This is a genomic window from Bradyrhizobium sp. MOS002 (assembly GCF_003020115.1).
In the GTDB taxonomy this organism is placed as follows: Bacteria; Pseudomonadota; Alphaproteobacteria; order Rhizobiales; family Xanthobacteraceae; genus Bradyrhizobium.
In genome coordinates this window covers 836915-853296 of record NZ_PYFX01000001.1, presented here as the reverse complement: position 1 = coordinate 853296, position 16382 = coordinate 836915, and the positions used below count along the sequence as shown (strand labels likewise).

Sequence of the window (16382 nt, the reverse complement as noted above, 5' to 3'; positions counted from 1 at the left end):
GGTCGCGCTTCTTCAATACCCGGTCAGCTCGAGATAGCCAACGCCGTCATGCGTGCCGGCAAAGCTGATCGGACCTTCCCAATATGAGAAACCGGTCCCCATCCACGCCTTTGGATTGAGCGGCTTGCACTGGATCGAGAACGACCGCGAGGGAATCGCGATCTGCCATTCCACCGGCAGCCTGCGCCCGGCGACCTCGGCGGTCGCCTTTGGACTCATCTGGATGTCGTCGCCCGCAATCATCTGCGTGTCGCCGGCGGCGGAGATCCAGTTGCCGAACGGATAATCCTTGCCGTCCTTCTGCCGCAGCCGGTACAGCATCAGCTTGTCGCCGGACGCGAGATGCAGCGAGAGCCAGTCCCATCCGGTCTGGTCGGTGTCGAGCGGCTGGCTGCTCCATTCGCGATCCATCCAGGCCTGGCCGGAAACATCGACTGGTCTGTCGTCGATAGTGAGCGTGCCGCGGGCGCGATAGAACGGCTGGCTGTAATAGTAGGAGGCCTGTCCGCGCTCCGACTTGCGACTGTAGCCGCCATCGCCTTGCAGCACCACGGGGCGATCCGCCTCCAACGTTAGCGTGTAACTGAAGTCGGCACCCGAGGCCTTCAGCGCCAGCGGCGCCAAAGTGCGATCTTCGGTGCGCTCGGCCCCCGTCATCTCCCAATCGTCGATCCAGGCCGTAAACGGTTTTGTCGTGACGCCGGCCTGTCCCACACCGCCGCGGGAAAACAGCTCGTTGAAGCGGTGGGTGTCGGCGCGCGTCACCGCGGCGTGGGCCATCCACACCTGCTGATCGGCCCAGCCGTCGCCTTGCGGCCCCGGCTGGGTCGCCTGGCGGAACAGCGTCCATTGCAGACCGCACGCCGCGCCGCTGGCATCGATGAGATTCGCCGTGAGATACCACCACTCGATGCGAAACTCCGGATGCGGCCCGTGATCGGCCGGAAAGGCGAACATCTTTCCCGGCGTGACCTTCGCAAAGCCATCGGCCGTCTCGCCGAGCCCGGCATAGCCTTGCGCGCCCGCACGGCGTGCAAGCGCGAGCGCAGCGATACCGCCAAACAGAGCGCGCCGTGAGATCCTGTCAGCGCTCATTGGCAAACACCTTGACGAGGTTCGCGGGCTGCATCCGCGCCAGTCGTATCATCGGCAGCAGGGCGGCGAGAAACGCGGCGAGCAGCGCGACCGCGACCAGCTCGACCAGTTGCAGCGGAAACACATGGAACGGCAGCCGCCAGCCGAACGCCTTCACGTTGACGATCGCGATCAGGCACCACGCCACCAACAGTCCGAGCGGCACGGCCAGAAGCGACGTGAACAGCGCGACCGACAGCGTCTTGGTCAATTCGATCGCAGCAAGACGCGGCCGCGTGATGCCGATCGCCCAGAGCGGCGCAAGCTGCGGCAGTCGCGAGTTCGCCAGCGTGAGAAGGCTGGTCAGAAGCGCGATCCCGGCGACGCCGAGCGTAAACGCGTTCAGCGCCGACGTCACCGCAAAGGTGCGATTGAATATCCGGATCGACTCCGCCTTCACCCTCGCCTGGTCGGCGACGCTGCGGTCGTCGAGCGCAAACTGCCTCTGCAGCGCCGCGATCAGGCCGGGGATATTCTCCTTCGCGACGATCAGGCCGATGCGTGTCTGCGGCGTCTGCGGAAATTGCCGGATCAGCGCCGCGACGTTCACGGCGAGCTGGCCCTTGGGGTTGCCGTAGTCGGCATAGATGCCGACGATCTCGAGCTCCCAGGTCCCGCCCGGCGCCGGGACGTCGACGACGTCGCCGACGCGGATGTTGAGGCGGCGGCTCAGCTGCTCACTGATGAACGCGGCATTGCCTGGTATGAGACGGGTCCAGGCACGGGGCGCGGTTTCGAGCAACGGCCAGCGCTCGCGATAGAGCGCGTGATCGGGCAGGCCGAGCAGCTCCACCGGCTGGCCCCGCACCTGTGCCTCCGCGCGCCCGCCCGACAGGATCGCCTGGACATCACTGCGCTCCTTCAGCCAGTTGCGGATCGCGACGCCTTTCGCATTATCGGAGGCGCTGATGTAGACGTCGGCTGCGAGCCGCCCGTCGAGCCAGCCGATGAAGGTGCGGCTGAACGTTTCCACCATGGTTGAGACGCCGACATTGACGGCGAGCGCGAGCAGCAGCGCCATCAGCGCCAGCGACAAACCCGAGAGCTGCTGCCGACTGTCTGCCCAGAACCACAGGGCGAGCGGCCTCCGCGCGAAACGCTGCCCTGTCCGCAGGATGATGTCGAGGAAGGCCGGCAGGATCAACGCGGCGCCAAACATCAGCGCTGCCAGCACGCCAAAGCCCGCGATCAGCGATTGCCCATACTGGAGCAGCAACAGCGCGACCGCGAACACGGCGCAGGCAGCCCCGCTCTGCAGGATCAGCCAACGGCGCTGCCTCTGTTGCCAGGCGCGCGGCTGCGCGGTCGCCAGCACCGGCATCCTGACAGCCTTGATCAGGCTGGTCGCCGCCGCCACCAGCGCGCCGGCAATGCTGATGCCGATTCCGGCGAGCCACCATTCAGGTCGCAAGCTGAGCTGCCCCGGGATCTGCGCGCCATAGAGTCCACGCAGGGACGCCGCGACGTCGGGCAACAGCGCGGCCGCAATGAAATAGCCGCAGGCTAGCCCGATCAGGCCTGCGACCAGCGACAACGCCACGAGCTCGACCACCAGCACGGTGTTGACCAGTCGCGCCGAGGCACCGCAGGCCCGCAGCGTGCGCAGCATCGGCAGCCGCTGCTCGAAGGCGAGGCCGACCGCTGAATTGACGATGAAAAGACCGACGAAGAACGACAGCAGGCCGAACGCGGTGAGGTTGAGATGGAAGCTGTCGGTGAGGCGCTCCAGCTCGGTCTCCGCATTCGGCTCGACCCGCTGCAAGCGGTCGCCGACGACGCTCGCCAATGACGCAGGCTTGCCCTTCGGTTTGCCGATCAGAAGCCGCGAGATCTGGTCCGGCTTGTTGAGGAGCCGCTGCGCCACGCCGATGTCGACGACGAGCACGTCAGGCACCAGCTGCGGCTGCACGCGTAGCGGTGGCAGTTTTGCCCCGCTGCTGATCGCGGGTGCCGCGCCCTCCTGTTCCTGCAAATCGGTCAGTGTTTCCTTCGCCACCAGCGTCTGGCCCGGCGGCGCGACGAAGTGGCTCAAATCGGCGGCGCCGAGGCGCGGTGCATTGCCGACATCGATCGGCAGCGTCACGGGCTCGATGCCGAGCAGCCGAACCGAGCGCCCGTTGACCTGGACCCGTCCCTCCAGCATCGGCGAGACCGGCCAGCCGGCACGGCGGAGCTTGACGAACAATTCCTGCGGAAAGGTCGCGGCATCGGGCGCGACCAGCATCGGCGTGCGCGCGCCGCCGAAGGTTGCCGCGGCGCGGTCATAGGCGTTGCGGGCCTGCTGGTTGATCGCCTGCACGCCGCTCCACAGCGCGGTCGCCGCAATCAGCCCGATCAGGAGCGTCGCGAATTGCATCTTGTGGCGCCGCCAATGGCTGAGCAGCACGGCGAGGACCCACAGCGCGCGCCTCATGCGATCCGCCCGGCATGCAGATTGACGTGGCGATCGAGTGCCGCGGCCAGATGCAGGCTGTGCGTCACCATCAGAAAGCCGCAGCCGGTGCGCGTGACGAGGTCGCGCGTCAGGGCCAGCACGTCCTCGGCGGTGGCCTCGTCGAGATTGCCGGTCGGCTCGTCCGCCAGCAGCAACGACGGCTTTGTTGCCAGGGCCCGGCCGATCGCGACCCGTTGCTGCTGTCCGCCCGATAATTGTTCTGGATAACGCTTGAGCAGGCCGCCAAGCCCAAGACGCTCGATCAGCTCTTTGTACCAGGCTGCGTCGTACCGGCCGGCGATCCGTGCCTGAAACACCAGATTATCCCCGACCGACAGACTCGGGATCAAATTGTACTGTTGAAACACCAGGCCGATCCGGTCGCGGCGAAGGCCCGCGCGTCCCGCATCGGACAATTTGGTGACCTCGGTGTCTTCCAGGCGGATCGTGCCGCCATCGGCGGCATCGAGCCCTGCGATCAGGTGCAACAGCGTGCTCTTACCGCTGCCGGACTCGCCGGTCAGCGCGACGCGTTCGCCGGCCTTGAGGTCGAGATCGACGCCGCGCAGGACATGGACCGGCTCACCGGCCGAAGAGAACGTCTTGGAGAGGTTTCGAATGCTCAGCACGATGAATGGCGCCGGACGGAATTAGCGGAATTGCTGCGTAGCACACTTGCTGCGGAAATGCCGGGTTGCGTTGGTATTGAAGCCGTTGTTAGCTCCTAAGAGGATCAATTCAAAAAAGTGCCAAATAGGGACGACGGGGAGAAGTATGAGCGCTCAGGGAACGCAGCCCGCGGCGGGCAAGATGACGGGGACGTCCAAGGAAACGTCCAAGGAAACGCCAAAGGGTGCCTGGACCGTTACATTTCTGCTGTTTCTTTTCATGCTGGTGAACTTCGCCGACAAGATCGTCGTCGGCCTCGCGGGCGTTCCGATCATGACCGAGCTGAAGCTCGAGCCCGAGCAGTTCGGTCTGCTCGGCTCCTCGTTCTTCTTCCTGTTCTCGATCTCGGCGATCGTGGTCGGCTTCATCGTCAACAAGGTACCGACCCGCTGGGTGCTGTTGACGCTCGCGGTGATCTGGGCCCTGACGCAGTTTCCGATGGTGGGCACCGTCTCTTTCACCACACTCCTGATCTGCCGCATCGTGCTCGGCGCCGGCGAAGGCCCGGCGGCCTCGGTGGCGATGCACGCGGTCTACAAATGGTTCCCCGACGAGAAGCGCACGATGCCGACCGCGATCCTGTCGCAGGGGTCGGCCTTTGGCGTGATCCTGGCGGTGCCGGCGTTGAACTGGATCATCGTCAACCATTCCTGGCACTATGCGTTCGGCGCCCTCGGAATCGTCGGCCTCATCTGGGTCGCGGCCTGGCTCGCACTCGGCAAGGAAGGCCCGCTGGACACCCACGCATCGGCCGTGATCGAACCTAAAATACCCTATCTCCAGCTCCTGACATCGCGCACCTTCATCGGCTGTGTCACCGCGACCTTCGGCGCCTATTGGGCGCTGTCGCTCGGGCTCACCTGGTTCACGCCCTTCATCGTCAAGGGCCTCGGCTTCTCGCAGTCTCAGGCGGGCTTCGTCTCGATCCTGCCCTGGGTGTTCGGAGCTACCATCGTCATTCTCACGGGTTGGATCTCGCAGGTGATGCTGGCGCGCGGCTACACGTCGCGGATCTCCCGCGGCGTGCTCGGCTCGGTGCCGCTGATCGTCGGCGGCCTGATCCTCGCGATGATGCCGCACGTCCAGGGCGCGGGCCTCCAGATCGCCCTGCTCGTGGTCGGCTCCGGCCTGTGCGGCGCGATCTACGTCGTCTGCCCGCCCATGCTCGGCGAGTTCACGCCGACGTCGCAGCGCGGCGCGGTTCTCGCGATCTACGGTGCGCTCTATACGCTTTCGGGCATCATCGCGCCGCTGGTGATGGGCAGCGTGATCCAGCGCGCCGGCAGCATGCTCGACGGCTACATGACCGGCTTCACCATCAACGCCGCGATCATGGTCGGCTCCGGCCTGCTCGGGCTGCTCCTGCTCTGGCCGAACACGGAAAAGGCTAGGCTGACCGGTGGAGCTACGCCGCAGGCAGCGCCGCTGAAGAGCGCGGTGTCGCCGACGTAAAGGCGCTTCCGCGTACCCACAACTGTCGTCCCGGCGAAGGCCGGGACCCATACCCCAAGAAGTGGTTTGGCGAAGATTTGGAGTTGGCAGCTTTGCGCTACAACGCCGCTTCGTGGTTATGGGCCCCGGCCTTCGCCGGGGCGACAATTGAGTTTGTTGCTCAAGCCGCGTTTTGCCGCTTCCGCTCCGTGAACGGTGACAGCACCACCGTCGCGACCATGAAGATCACGGACGCCCCGAACACCCAATGCGGTGCGCTCTGGTCCATGATCCAGCCGAACAGCAGCGGGCTGATGATGCCGCCGAGATTGAAGCCGGTGGAGACGATGCCGAAGGCGCGCCCCGCAGCGCCCGGAGGTGCTGCATTGCGCACCAGCATGTCGCGCGAGGGCGCGATCACGCCGGAGAGGAATCCCGCTGTCGCCATCGTGGCGGTCAACGCCCAGCCCGGCAGGGTGACCAGCGCGATCAGCAGCACGATCACCGCGTTCGCGGCAAAGCAGGCGGCGGCGACATAGCCGTGGCGCTCGGTGTGGTCAGCAAGGAAGCCGCCCGCGAGCACGCCAGCGGCGCTTGCACCGAGGAAGGCGGTGAGCGCGATATTGGCCGCGGAATAGGTCACGCCATAGCCACTCATCAGCGCCACCACGCCGAAATTGTTGATGCCGGCGACCGACAGGCTGAGCAGCATGAACAGCGCCGTCAGCGTGATAAGCGCCGGCGTGATCACGGCCTGTTTGGGTGCGCTCTCGGTGCCCGGCTTGGTCTTGTGCGCGCCGGCATCGGGAATGTTCATGGTCACCAGCAACAGCGCGACCAGAATGCCGATCGCGCCCGATGCCATCAGCGCACCGGCACCACCGGACACGATGACCATCGCGGCGACGATCGCCGGCGCCACCGCGCCGCCGAAATAACCGGCGAAGGTATGGATCGAGAAGGCGCGGCCCATCCGCGCTTCGTCCATGTGCTCGGCGAGGATGGCGTAATCGGCGGGATGGTAGACGCTGTTGGCGAGCCCGAGCAGCACGGCGCAGGCGATCAGCGAGGTGTAGCTCAGATGCAGGCCGAGCAGGATCAGTGCGAAGCCGCCAAGCGTGAGGCCGCCCAGCAGGATCCTTCGCGCGCCGAAATGGTCGACGAGATAGCCGGTCGGGGCCTGCGTCAGCCCCGACACTACGGCGGACACGGTCAGCGCGAAGCCGAGCTCGACATAGCCGACGCCGAGTTGATTCTTGAGGAACGGAAACAGCATCGGCAGGACCAGCAGATGGAAATGGCTGACCCAATGCGCGATCGAGATTCCCGTCAGCGTGCGTAGCGCGCTGTCCGCCTTGCCTTGTTGCGGTGCGGCGAGAACGTCGACCATTGCAGTTCCGTTTCACGTCTTTTGGAGACGCGCAAACTATCGGGCAGAGCGGTTATTTGTCCATGAACGCAGGCGCATGGCAGTAGCGCGGGGCAGGTTGAATCCTCATCGTCGTCCTGGCGAAAGCCAGGACCCATACCGCGTAATCTCTCGATTGTGATCGGTCTTGGTACCGAACGACGGTCCTTCGCCAAACTCCTCCCTGGGGTAATGGGTCCTGGCTTTCGCCAGGACGACGGCGGAGTTTCTTGCAGGATCACGCATACACGCGCTACCCCTCAAAACGGCTCGTCATCCGGCCCGTAGCGGTCACGCTTCGGTGTCGCGATGTCGCCGTCCTCGTCATCATCATCGTCGGTGTCGCGCGGAGGCGGAGGCTTCTTCGCCTTGTCTTCGGCTGGCTTGTTGTCCGCAATTTTGGGCGGCTCGTTCGACTTGCCGATCTTGGCCATGGCTGGTCCCGGATGGTGATGCTGCATCCGTCCTAGCCTGAATATATGGGCAGCTGCTGATTTATCTCAAGAATGGCGGCAAGGCGGTCAGTGTACCACCGGCCCGCCGGCCTTCTTCCAGGCATCGATGCCGCCGGCGATGTGGGCGGTGTTGGTGAGCCCGGCCTCCTTGGCGGCTGCGACAGCCATCGCGGAGCGTTCGCCGAAGGCGCAGAAGAACACGACGCGGCGGCCAGTGGCGGCCGCGACCTCGCGCAGCATGCCGCCGGGCTTGAGGCTGTCCTCGACGGACGGATAGGGCGTATGCAGCGCGCCTTCGAGCATGCCGTGCTTCATCCGCTCATTGGTCTCGCGCAAATCGACCAGCAGGATATCGGGACGGCCGAGGCTGCGGATCGCCTCGACGGCGCGCAGCGCACGGCCCTCCTTCTCCAGCTCCTCCTGGTGCAGGCCGACATGCATGTTGGCGGGCACCGCGACGTCCATCATCTTCGGGTTGGGCAGCTTCAGATTGGCCATCAGCTCGATATAGTCGTCGACCGAGCGCACCTGGAGCCGCGGATTGTAGCGCTTCTCCTCGCCGATGGTGGAGACGGTGTCGCCCTTGTAGTCATGCGCCGGAAACACCATCGTCTCGTCCGGCAGCTTGAGCAGGCGGTTGAAGATCGAATCGTATTGCGCGCGCGACGAGCCGTTCTGGAAATCGGTGCGGCCGGTGCCGCGGATCAGCAGCGTGTCGCCGGTGAAGACGCGGTCGCCCATCAAATAGGAATAGGAATCGTCGGTGTGGCCGGGCGTGTACATCACGTCGAGCGCCAGGCCCTCGATCGTCACCTTGTCGCCGTCGGCAACCCGCATCGCCACCACGTCGGCCTTGGTCTGATCGCCCATCACGGTCATGCAATGGGTGCGATCGCGCAGCTCGCCGAGGCCGGTCACGTGGTCGGCGTGGAGATGCGTGTCCACGGCCTTGACAAGCTTGAGATCGAGCTCGCGCAGCAGCTGGCAGTAGCGGTCGACCTTCTCCAGCACGGGATCGAGGATCAACGCCTCGCCGCCGGGGCGGCTCGCCAGGAGATAGCTGTAGGTACCGGAAACACTGTCGAAGAGTTGGCGGAAAATCATGAGAAGACCCGACGTGAATTACCTCGAAATTCTACTACGTTTCGGGTCCATAAGAGAAGCAATTGACTGTGTAAGCGAGAAAATTTAGAAGATTTTTATTCCCGGACGGGCCGGTGGGCGTCACCTCAGCCCCGCTGTCATTCCCCGCCACCGGGTCTCGCCTTCGGCGAGCCCGATGACAGGCTCCGGCGGGGAATCCAGTACGCCGCGCCCTTTCCGTACCCCTCGCCGTCTCGGAGTCCTGGATCGCCCGCCTTCGCGGGCGACGACACCGAGTGTGCCGCGACGCTTTGCCCCGACAAAAGGCTCAGGGCCGCATCCATCATCCCTGTCCTGCGATGCCCGGATTGCCCTCGACGCCTTTCAGCGTGACGCCTGAGCCGAGCCGCTCCTGAAACATCCGGCCCGAGCGCAGATATTTTGCCACCACATCCCACACCGGCGCGCCGTGCTGGCCGTTGACCGAGGCCCAGCCCGCGACCTTGTAGCGGTGGCTGGCATTGAGCGCCTTGCCGCCATTGAGCTTCAGCTCCGAGATGCGGCTGCCGATCGCGGCCGTCGGCATGCAGGTGTAGCTGAGCCCACCGGCGCGCACCATGTCGCCGCCCTGCTGGTAATAGGGATCGGCGTTGAAGAGATTGTCGCAGACGTCTTCCAGCACGTCCTTGATCTGGGCGCCGGTCATCTCCTGCACATAGGTCTCGGGATAGCTGATCGCGGTTTCCGCGAGCAGATCCTCCATCGTCAGCGCCTGGCCGGAGAGCCCAGTGACGCCCCAGCGGAAGCCCGGCGACAGCGCGATCTCGGCGTCGAGCTCGGTGCGCAGCGCGCTGCAGATCAGCTCGTCGACCGGGCCGGCGAAATTGTCGCGTCGATACAGCAGACGATCGGGCGTCGCGATCTTTTCCGACCAGTCGGTGACGAAGGGCGCCCGCAACCGGCCGATCAGTTCGGCCATCGCGGGATCGGGTTTCAACAGCTCGGAATAGACCGGCAGCAGATGATATTTGACGTCGCTGACCTTGCCCTTGTCGAGCGCGAGATCGAGCACGGCAAGGAATTTTCCGTTGGAGCCGGCATTGGTGACGAGCGTCGTGCCGCTCGCATTCTTCACCGCGATTGGCTGCGGGATCGCATCATGGGTATGGCCGCCGAGGATGACGTCGATGCCGGTGACGCGGCTTGCGAGCTTGAGATCGACATCCATGCCGTTGTGCGACAGCAGGATGACTGCATCGACCTTGTCGGTGCCGCGCAGGCCGTCGACATGCTTCTGGAGTTCTTCCTCGCGAATGCCGAAGGTCCAGTCCGGCGTGAACCGTTTGGGATGCGCGATCGGCACGTAAGGGAAGGCCTGGCCGACGATCGCGACGCGATGGCCGCCGAGCTCCTTGATCACGGAGGGCTTGAACACACGCCCCGTCGCCTTGTCGAAGGCGGCGGCGTCGTTGAATGCGGCTTCCTCGGTGAGAAAAACGTTCTGCGCCAGAAACTCGCCCCTGAAGCGTCCGAGATTGTCGCGCAGCGCCTGCTCGCCGTAGGTGAATTCCCAATGCCCGGTCATCGCCTCGATACCGAGCAGGTTTGCGGCCTCGACCATGTCGCGGCCCTGCATCATGTTGGCGAGTCCCGTGCCTTGCCAGAGATCGCCGCCGTCAACGAGCACGGAGTGTTTTTCGCCGGCATCGCCGCGCAAGCGGTCGATCAGCGTCTTCAGATGGGCAAAGCCGCCGAGCTTGCCGAAGCGGCCTGCGGACTTCTCGAACTCGAAGCAGCTGAAGGCATAGGCGTCGGCGCTGTCGGGCCTGATGCCGAAATGGTCGAGGAAGGCGCGGCCGACCAGATGCGGCGGCCGTCCCGCCATCTCGCCGATCCCGATATTGACGCTGGGTTCGCGAAAATAGACCGGATTGAGCTGCGCGTGCGTGTCGGTGAGGTGAAGGATGCGCGCATTGCCGAACCGTTCGAGGTCGTAAATGCTCGCGGCCTCAGCACCGCGCGCAAGCCGCGGCAGGCTGAGCGATGCGGCAGCAAGGCCTGCATTCTTCAGGAAATCGCGGCGGCGGATCGCCATCCAGAAATTCTCCGCGCCCTCTCATGGTCGCAAGGCTGTTGCAGGAGCGAACAGTCTAGCGGATTTCCATCGCCTTCCAGGCTTCTTTTTCGGTCGTGGCCTGGAAGATCGACGCCTTCGCCAGCGCCTCGGCCTCCCTGGCTGCGGCCACGGCGCGGTCGAAATCGCCGCCATCGGCCGCCTTCTTTGCGGCGGCCAGCACCGAGACGGTCACGGTCCATTGGTGGCGCAAGCTGGCGGCCTCCTTTGAAGCGGCTTCGGCGGCGGAATAGGCCGTCTTGTAGTCCGCCTCATTTGCCGCGCGCGCCGGCGCGACGTCCAAGGCGAACGAAAAGGCGAGCAGCAGGGCAAGCACCATGGCGCAAGCAAGTGACCGCTTCATGGCCGCGCTCCCGGTCCCGATATCGGCAGGCCGTTGGCGACGTAGGACAGGAAATATTCGACGTCGCGATATTCATCCGCCTGCGGCTCCAGCGGAACCGCGCGGGTCTGGCTGTTGCAAGTGACGAAGCGGCGGGTGGTCGTGCCCATGCCGCTCCATTCGGAGCGGTAGATCGGCATCGCGTTCAAAATGCCGAGTGCTGGCGCCAGGATCTCGGCGCGGATGCGCTCGCCCGGGCTCTGCACATGGCAGCTCGCGCAGGAGAAATTCATCTGGCCGCGGCGCGTGTAGAAATAGCGCTTGCCGTTCTCGAATGCTGCGAGCGCGCGAGGATCGTCGGGGATCTTGATGTCCATTGGCTTGCCGCGCGAGGTGAAGGCCATGTAGGCCGTGAGCGAGGCCATCTCGTCCTTGACGTAGGAATAGGGCGCCTCGCCATTGGCCTCGCGGCAGCGGTTGAGCGCCAGCTCCAAGGTGACGACCTTGCCTTCCTTCTCGTCGAAATAAGGATAGTTCTGGCGGATGCCGACGCCGCCGTTCGGGAAGCAGTCGGCATAGGTCTTGCCGTTCTTGAACGGGGTCGCGAACATCTCCTTGCCGGCGTCGAGCGCGAACTCGTAGGGCGGGAATTCCTCCTTCTCCTGCCACTGCCGCTTCATGTCCTCGTTCATGGAATAGGGGCCGTTGACGAAATCCTCGTGCTTCACATCGGGGAATTTCTGGAAGAAGAAGTTCTGGAACGCTCTCGCATCGGCGACGGGATCGACCTTGTCGGCCGCCACCACGCGCGGAGAGGTGAGGGCCAACGCGACGAGCGCGGCGCTCAACGAACCAAACAGGATGGAGGTGCGGGCCTTCATCACGAGATCTTCGCGGTGATCGTGTCCGACCCACCCTTGTTATCCGTCCAGGAGACCTTGAGATCGTCGCCTTTCTTGGCCCCCTTGAAGCTGAACTTGACGTAGGGATCCTTCGAGACCGCGGTGCCCCAATCGGCAACGAAGACGTCCTTGCCGTTACATTCGAATTTCAGCTGCTGGATGTAATGCGCCGGGATCAGCTCGCCTTTGGCGTCCTTGACGAAGCCGGTATCCATGGGGTGCTGGATCAGCGCCTGCACCTCGGTGATGTCGCCGTTGGCGGTGGCGCGGACGCGAATGCTGGATGCCATCTCGATCTTCCTCGCTTAGCCGCCGCAGCCGCCGACGGTGACCTTGACCTCTTTGGTCGCGCTGTAGAGCTTGCCGTCGGCCTCCACGATCGCAACGACGTTGGTGGTCTTGGCCATCTTCAGCCGGTTGGCGACAGCAGGGATCGTGCCTTCGGGAATCGTGTAGCTCGCGGCCAGCGCGCTCGGGTTCTCGGCCACGAAGAACGAGATCGAGGTGACCTTGTCGAGCGTCGTCGTCACCGAGATCGGTACGACACCGCCGTTCTCGGCGATCTCGGGGGCGTCCAGCTTGACCTTGTCGGACGGCTCGGCGGTTTGGCCGTACAGCGCCTTGATGGCGTCCGCCTCGCTCTTCTGCTTGAACGCTTCTTCCGGATATTTGTCGTTGGCCGCGGCGCGCGCGGGAGCGGCGCCGAACGGCAGATTGCCGAGGCCGAGCAGCGCGACTGAGGCTGCGCCCTGAAGGATCAGGCGCCGCGTCGCGGTCGGGCCGGGGAGTGTGGTCATCTCAGGTCTCCTAACCCATCTCTTGGCGTGCCTGAAGTCACAGGGTCTGCAGGAAATCAACGATCGCGCTGATCTCCTGTTCGGTCAAAATCCGGTTCCGGCCGAACGGCGGCATCATGGTCTGCGGATTGCGTTTGGTCTCGTCGAAGATGATCGCGGCCAGCTCGTTGCGATCGGGGTACTTGGCCTTGAGGTCCTTCAGTTCCGGCCCGATCGTTCCCGGCAGGTCGCCACCCCTGATGACATGGCAGGTCAGGCAATTGCCCTTGCCGCGGTCGAACGCGAGTTTCTGGCCGTCGGCCACAGCGGACTGCGCCCACGCCGGGCTGGCGAGGCCGGCGGCAATGGCCAGCAGAATGAACAGGACAGGCGTCCGGGAAAAGGCGGTCAAGGCGTCATTCCGAGGCGTTATACCGATGGTCTCGATCGCGAAATAGAAGCGTTCCAAAGCACAAAGGGGACCGCCTGACAATCAAGACTATTCACGCGACGAAATGGAGTTAATATCTTCCGCATTGCAACTGAAGAGATTATTTGTACGACCGATTTGGTCCGTGGGCGCGGGCCGGCTGTTTCCAGGGCGTTTGGGCGCTCATCCTGTTTTCATCGCGTTCTCGTTTTTTCAAGGGGACCTCACTTGGCTGAATATGTCGTCGAATTCGGCAGGGATGGCGGTCGGGTCGAGTCCGATGGGCGGCTCGACGCACCGGCATTTCATCGCAATCACGAGCCGCTCTGGGCGGTACTGGAAAAGCATCTCGCCGGCTGCACTGGCAACGTGGTCGAGCTCGGCAGCGGAACCGGCCAGCACGTGGTCTATTTCGCCCGTCACACGCCCGGCCTGATCTGGTGGCCCAGCGATCTCAACCAGCGCCACCTCAAGAGCATCGAGGCCTGGCGCGTTCATTCAGGCCTGAAAAACATCCGCTCTCCGCTGCGGATCGATCTCACCGATCCCGACTGGTGCCCGGAGATGAACAGCGGGCAGGCTCCGTCGAGTCTTGCGGCAGTGTTCTGCGCCAATGTCATCCACATCGCGCCATGGAGCGTCGCCGAGGGCCTGTTCGCCGGCGCCGGCCGCTATTTGCGGGCCGACGGCAAGCTGTTCCTCTACGGCCCGTTCAAGCGCGGCGGCAAGCACATCGCGCTCAGCAACGCCGTGTTCGATACGTCCTTGCGTGAAGGCAATCCCGATTGGGGCGTGCGTGATATCGCCGATGTCGAAGCGCTCGCGCGCGGCGTTGGTCTTCGCCTCGTCGATACGATCGACATGCCGGCGAATAATTTGACGCTGGTGTTTGCGCGGGGTTGAGGCGTTGCTGACTTATGTCTGGGTGCACGCCACGATGGCAGTGCGCTCCCTCCCCCCTTGTGGGGGAGGGCGGGGGAGAGGGGTGGCCCAAGAAACGGTCTATCCATCTGCGACCGAGTCGCGCCCGCAAATCGAGAGAGTCCCCGCGTAACCCCCTCTCCCTGCCCCTCCCCCACAAGGGGGGAGGGAATGAGAGAGGTGCACGCCTCACGTAGTGAAGCGATCAGCCCTCGCCGTCCCGCCAGCCGATCTTGTCCTTCAAGAACCGGAAGCCGATCACCTCGAACCCCGCGCGCTCCTTGTTGTCCTTGCCGTAGCCGTGGCCGCCCGCTTCAGGCTCGTAGAACCAGGCCTCGTAGCCCATGGCCTGGAGCTTTGCGGCCATCTTGCGCGCATGCCCGGGATGGACACGGTCGTCGCGCCGCGTAGTGGCGATCAGGATTGGCGGATAGGGTTGGCCGGCTTTGACGTTGTGATAGGCGGAGTAGGTCTTCAGCCAGTCCCACTCCTCCGGCTTGTCGGGATCGCCATATTCCGCGATCCAGCTCGCGCCGGCGAGCAGCTTCGTGTAGCGGCGCATGTCGATCAGCGGGATGGTGCAGAACAGCGCGCCGAAACGTTCGGGGTAGCGCACCAGCATGTTGGTGATGAGGATGCCGCCGTTCGATCCGCCCTGTGCGGCGATGCGCTTTGCCGTCGTCACGCCGCGGCGGACGAGATCGGCGGCGACGGCTGCGAAATCATCATGCGACAGTTTCTTGCCGGCGAGCCGGCCGGCATCGTGCCAGCGGGTGCCGAATTCGCCGCCGCCGCGCAAATTCGCCTGTACCGTCGTGCCGCCGCGCTCCAGCCACAGCTTGCCGAGCGACGAGTTGTAATACGGCTTCACCGAATGGGCGAAGCCGCCATAGGCGCTCATATAGACCGGTGCATCGCCGGTCTCGCCGGTGGGGCCCGTCTGCACATAGGGGATGCGCTCGCCGTCGATCGAGATCGCCTCGTGCTGGGTCACCACAAGGCCGTCGGCGGTGAAAGTCTTCGGCGCCTGCTTCAACACGGTCGGGCTCGCGACGCCGCGCTCGATCAGCAGCAGCGACGGCGGCGTCAGCGGATCCTGCACATTGGCAAGCAGGTCGCCATTGCTCTCGGAGGGATGGCGGTCGAGCGGCCAGATGTCGACGACGCCGATTTGCGGGAGACCGCCGAGTGTCTCACGGCCCCAGCTTTTGGCGGACGGCGTGCAGATCTCGAATTGCGGCTGGAGCTCGTCGAGGATCGACAGCACCAGCCTGCCCCCGGCCCAGAACAGACCTTGCAGGGCGCGGCGAGATTCCGGCTCGAACAGGACCGCGAAATCGCGGCTGCCGGCGAGGAATGCCGAGAGCGACATGCCGAGCACGGCGTCGGCGGCATAGGTTCTGCCCTCGATCGACCAGGCTTCCCGCAGCTTCATCGCGAACCAGTCGCCATGCGCCTGCATCCAGATGCCGGTCGGCAAATCGAGCTTCGTCGTCGTGCCGTCTGCGTCGCGCAGCCAGATCGCATGATTGAAGAAATCGATCTGGTCGATGATCCAGCTGCGCGGGGCCGCAGCGGTGTCGTCGACCATGCCGGAGATCGCCATATGATCGGCCGTGGTCTCGATGATCATTTGTGCCTGATCGACAGGCTGGCCGCGCCGCCACAGGCGAACCGTTCGCGAATATCCCGAGCTCGTCGCCATGCCCTCGCCATGGGCGCTCGACAGCAGCAGCGTGTCGACATCGAGCCAATCGGCGCCGCCCTTGGCTTCCGACAGCACAAATCCGTCCGCAACGAAACTCTTGGTGTCGAGGTCGAATTCTCGCAAGTTGACGGCGTCGCTGCCACCGCGTGACAGGCTCAAAATCGCCCGCGCGCTTCCCTTCTGCGTGGTGATGCCGCTCAGCAGCCAGTCCTCGCCTTCGCGCGCGGCGAGCTGGTCGACATCCAGCATGATCTCCCACGTGGGATGCGGCTTGCGAAACTCGGCGAGCGAAGTCTTCCGCCACAGGCCGCGCGGGTTTGTGGCGTCCTTCCAGAGATTGTGCAGTTCGTCGCCGCGGCGGCTGACATAGGGAATGTTGTCGGGACGATCGTAGATCGCCGCGAGGATATCGCGGTCGCGCGCGAAGGCGGCCCCGCCGAACGCGTCGAGTGTCAGGCTGTTCTGCCGCGTGACGAAATCGAGCGCCTGTTTGCCTTCGATCTCCTCCAGCCAGAGCCAGGGATCGTCGTCGGGAGCGCTGAGCGTGGGCCTGTCGTCGACGGACATGAACGAAA

General features: G+C 64.5%; 15 protein-coding genes. 2 read left to right on the top strand and 13 right to left on the bottom strand.

The features are described from left to right. Nucleotides 1–12: 12 nt before the first annotated feature. From C7G41_RS04300 to C7G41_RS04290, 3 genes are read right to left on the bottom strand one after another with little or no spacing between them, the layout of a single operon-like run. Entirely contained in the window at nt 13–1095 is a 1083-nt protein-coding gene (locus C7G41_RS04300) for a lipocalin-like domain-containing protein (RefSeq protein ID WP_106941366.1), read from the bottom strand. Next, nucleotides 1085–3547: an FtsX-like permease family protein gene (locus tag C7G41_RS04295; protein WP_106941365.1), complete on the bottom strand. Its 2463-nt coding sequence runs from the start codon at nt 3545–3547 to the stop codon at nt 1085–1087. The genes C7G41_RS04300 and C7G41_RS04295 overlap by 11 nt, the downstream gene beginning before the upstream one ends. Then, the gene (locus tag C7G41_RS04290) at nt 3544–4197 is read right to left on the bottom strand and encodes an ABC transporter ATP-binding protein (RefSeq protein ID WP_106941364.1); all 654 of its coding nucleotides are present in this window, start codon (nt 4195–4197) and stop codon (nt 3544–3546) included. The genes C7G41_RS04295 and C7G41_RS04290 overlap by 4 nt, the downstream gene beginning before the upstream one ends. A gap of 145 nt (nt 4198–4342) precedes the next feature. On the opposite strand from C7G41_RS04290, the gene C7G41_RS04285 reads away from it, so the two are divergent. Beyond that, entirely contained in the window at nt 4343–5689 is a 1347-nt protein-coding gene (locus tag C7G41_RS04285; protein WP_106941363.1) for an MFS transporter, read from the top strand. 160 nt (nt 5690–5849) lie between these two features. Here C7G41_RS04285 and C7G41_RS04280 read toward each other — a convergent pair whose 3' ends face one another. The 9 genes from C7G41_RS04280 to soxX all read right to left on the bottom strand — a co-directional run bounded on the left by C7G41_RS04280 (nt 5850) and on the right by soxX (nt 13160). Then, nucleotides 5850–7058, bottom strand: a complete 1209-nt coding sequence (locus C7G41_RS04280) for an MFS transporter (protein WP_106941362.1) — start codon at nt 7056–7058, stop codon at nt 5850–5852. A 278-nt stretch (nt 7059–7336) separates the two neighbouring features. Further along, nucleotides 7337–7510, bottom strand: a complete 174-nt coding sequence (locus C7G41_RS04270; protein ID WP_199198125.1) for a hypothetical protein — start codon at nt 7508–7510, stop codon at nt 7337–7339. Between the two features lie 87 nt (nt 7511–7597). Continuing rightward, a complete protein-coding gene (locus tag C7G41_RS04265) occupies nt 7598–8635 on the bottom strand; it encodes an MBL fold metallo-hydrolase (RefSeq protein WP_027565962.1) in 1038 nt (345 codons plus the stop codon). Nucleotides 8636–8957: 322 nt separating this feature from the next. Then, on the bottom strand, nt 8958–10709 hold the full coding sequence (gene soxB, locus C7G41_RS04260; protein ID WP_106941360.1) for a thiosulfohydrolase SoxB: 1752 nt from the start codon (nt 10707–10709) through the stop codon (nt 8958–8960). Between the two features lie 55 nt (nt 10710–10764). After that, nucleotides 10765–11091, bottom strand: coding sequence for a hypothetical protein (locus C7G41_RS04255; RefSeq protein ID WP_106941359.1), 327 nt, complete (start codon nt 11089–11091; stop codon nt 10765–10767). Continuing rightward, nucleotides 11088–11951 carry a sulfur oxidation c-type cytochrome SoxA gene (soxA, locus tag C7G41_RS04250; RefSeq protein WP_199198124.1) on the bottom strand — a complete coding sequence of 288 codons (864 nt, stop codon included), beginning with the start codon at nt 11949–11951 and terminating at the stop codon, nt 11088–11090. Before soxA ends, C7G41_RS04255 begins: the two co-directional genes overlap by 4 nt. After that, nucleotides 11951–12262 (bottom strand): thiosulfate oxidation carrier complex protein SoxZ, encoded by a 312-nt coding sequence (soxZ, locus tag C7G41_RS04245; protein WP_106941357.1) that lies wholly within the window; start codon nt 12260–12262, stop codon nt 11951–11953. Before soxZ ends, soxA begins: the two co-directional genes overlap by 1 nt. A gap of 15 nt (nt 12263–12277) precedes the next feature. Continuing rightward, nucleotides 12278–12769 carry a thiosulfate oxidation carrier protein SoxY gene (gene soxY / locus C7G41_RS04240; protein ID WP_106941356.1) on the bottom strand — a complete coding sequence of 164 codons (492 nt, stop codon included), beginning with the start codon at nt 12767–12769 and terminating at the stop codon, nt 12278–12280. Between the two features lie 37 nt (nt 12770–12806). Beyond that, a complete protein-coding gene (gene soxX, locus C7G41_RS04235) occupies nt 12807–13160 on the bottom strand; it encodes a sulfur oxidation c-type cytochrome SoxX (protein WP_007615843.1) in 354 nt (117 codons plus the stop codon). 246 nt (nt 13161–13406) lie between these two features. Here soxX and C7G41_RS04230 point away from each other — a divergent pair, with 246 nt between their 5' ends. After that, entirely contained in the window at nt 13407–14081 is a 675-nt protein-coding gene (locus tag C7G41_RS04230; protein WP_106941355.1) for a DUF938 domain-containing protein, read from the top strand. A 223-nt stretch (nt 14082–14304) separates the two neighbouring features. On the opposite strand, the gene C7G41_RS04225 is transcribed toward C7G41_RS04230, so the two are convergent. After that, a complete protein-coding gene (locus C7G41_RS04225; RefSeq protein WP_199198123.1) occupies nt 14305–16374 on the bottom strand; it encodes a prolyl oligopeptidase family protein in 2070 nt (689 codons plus the stop codon). Nucleotides 16375–16382 lie beyond the last annotated feature (8 nt).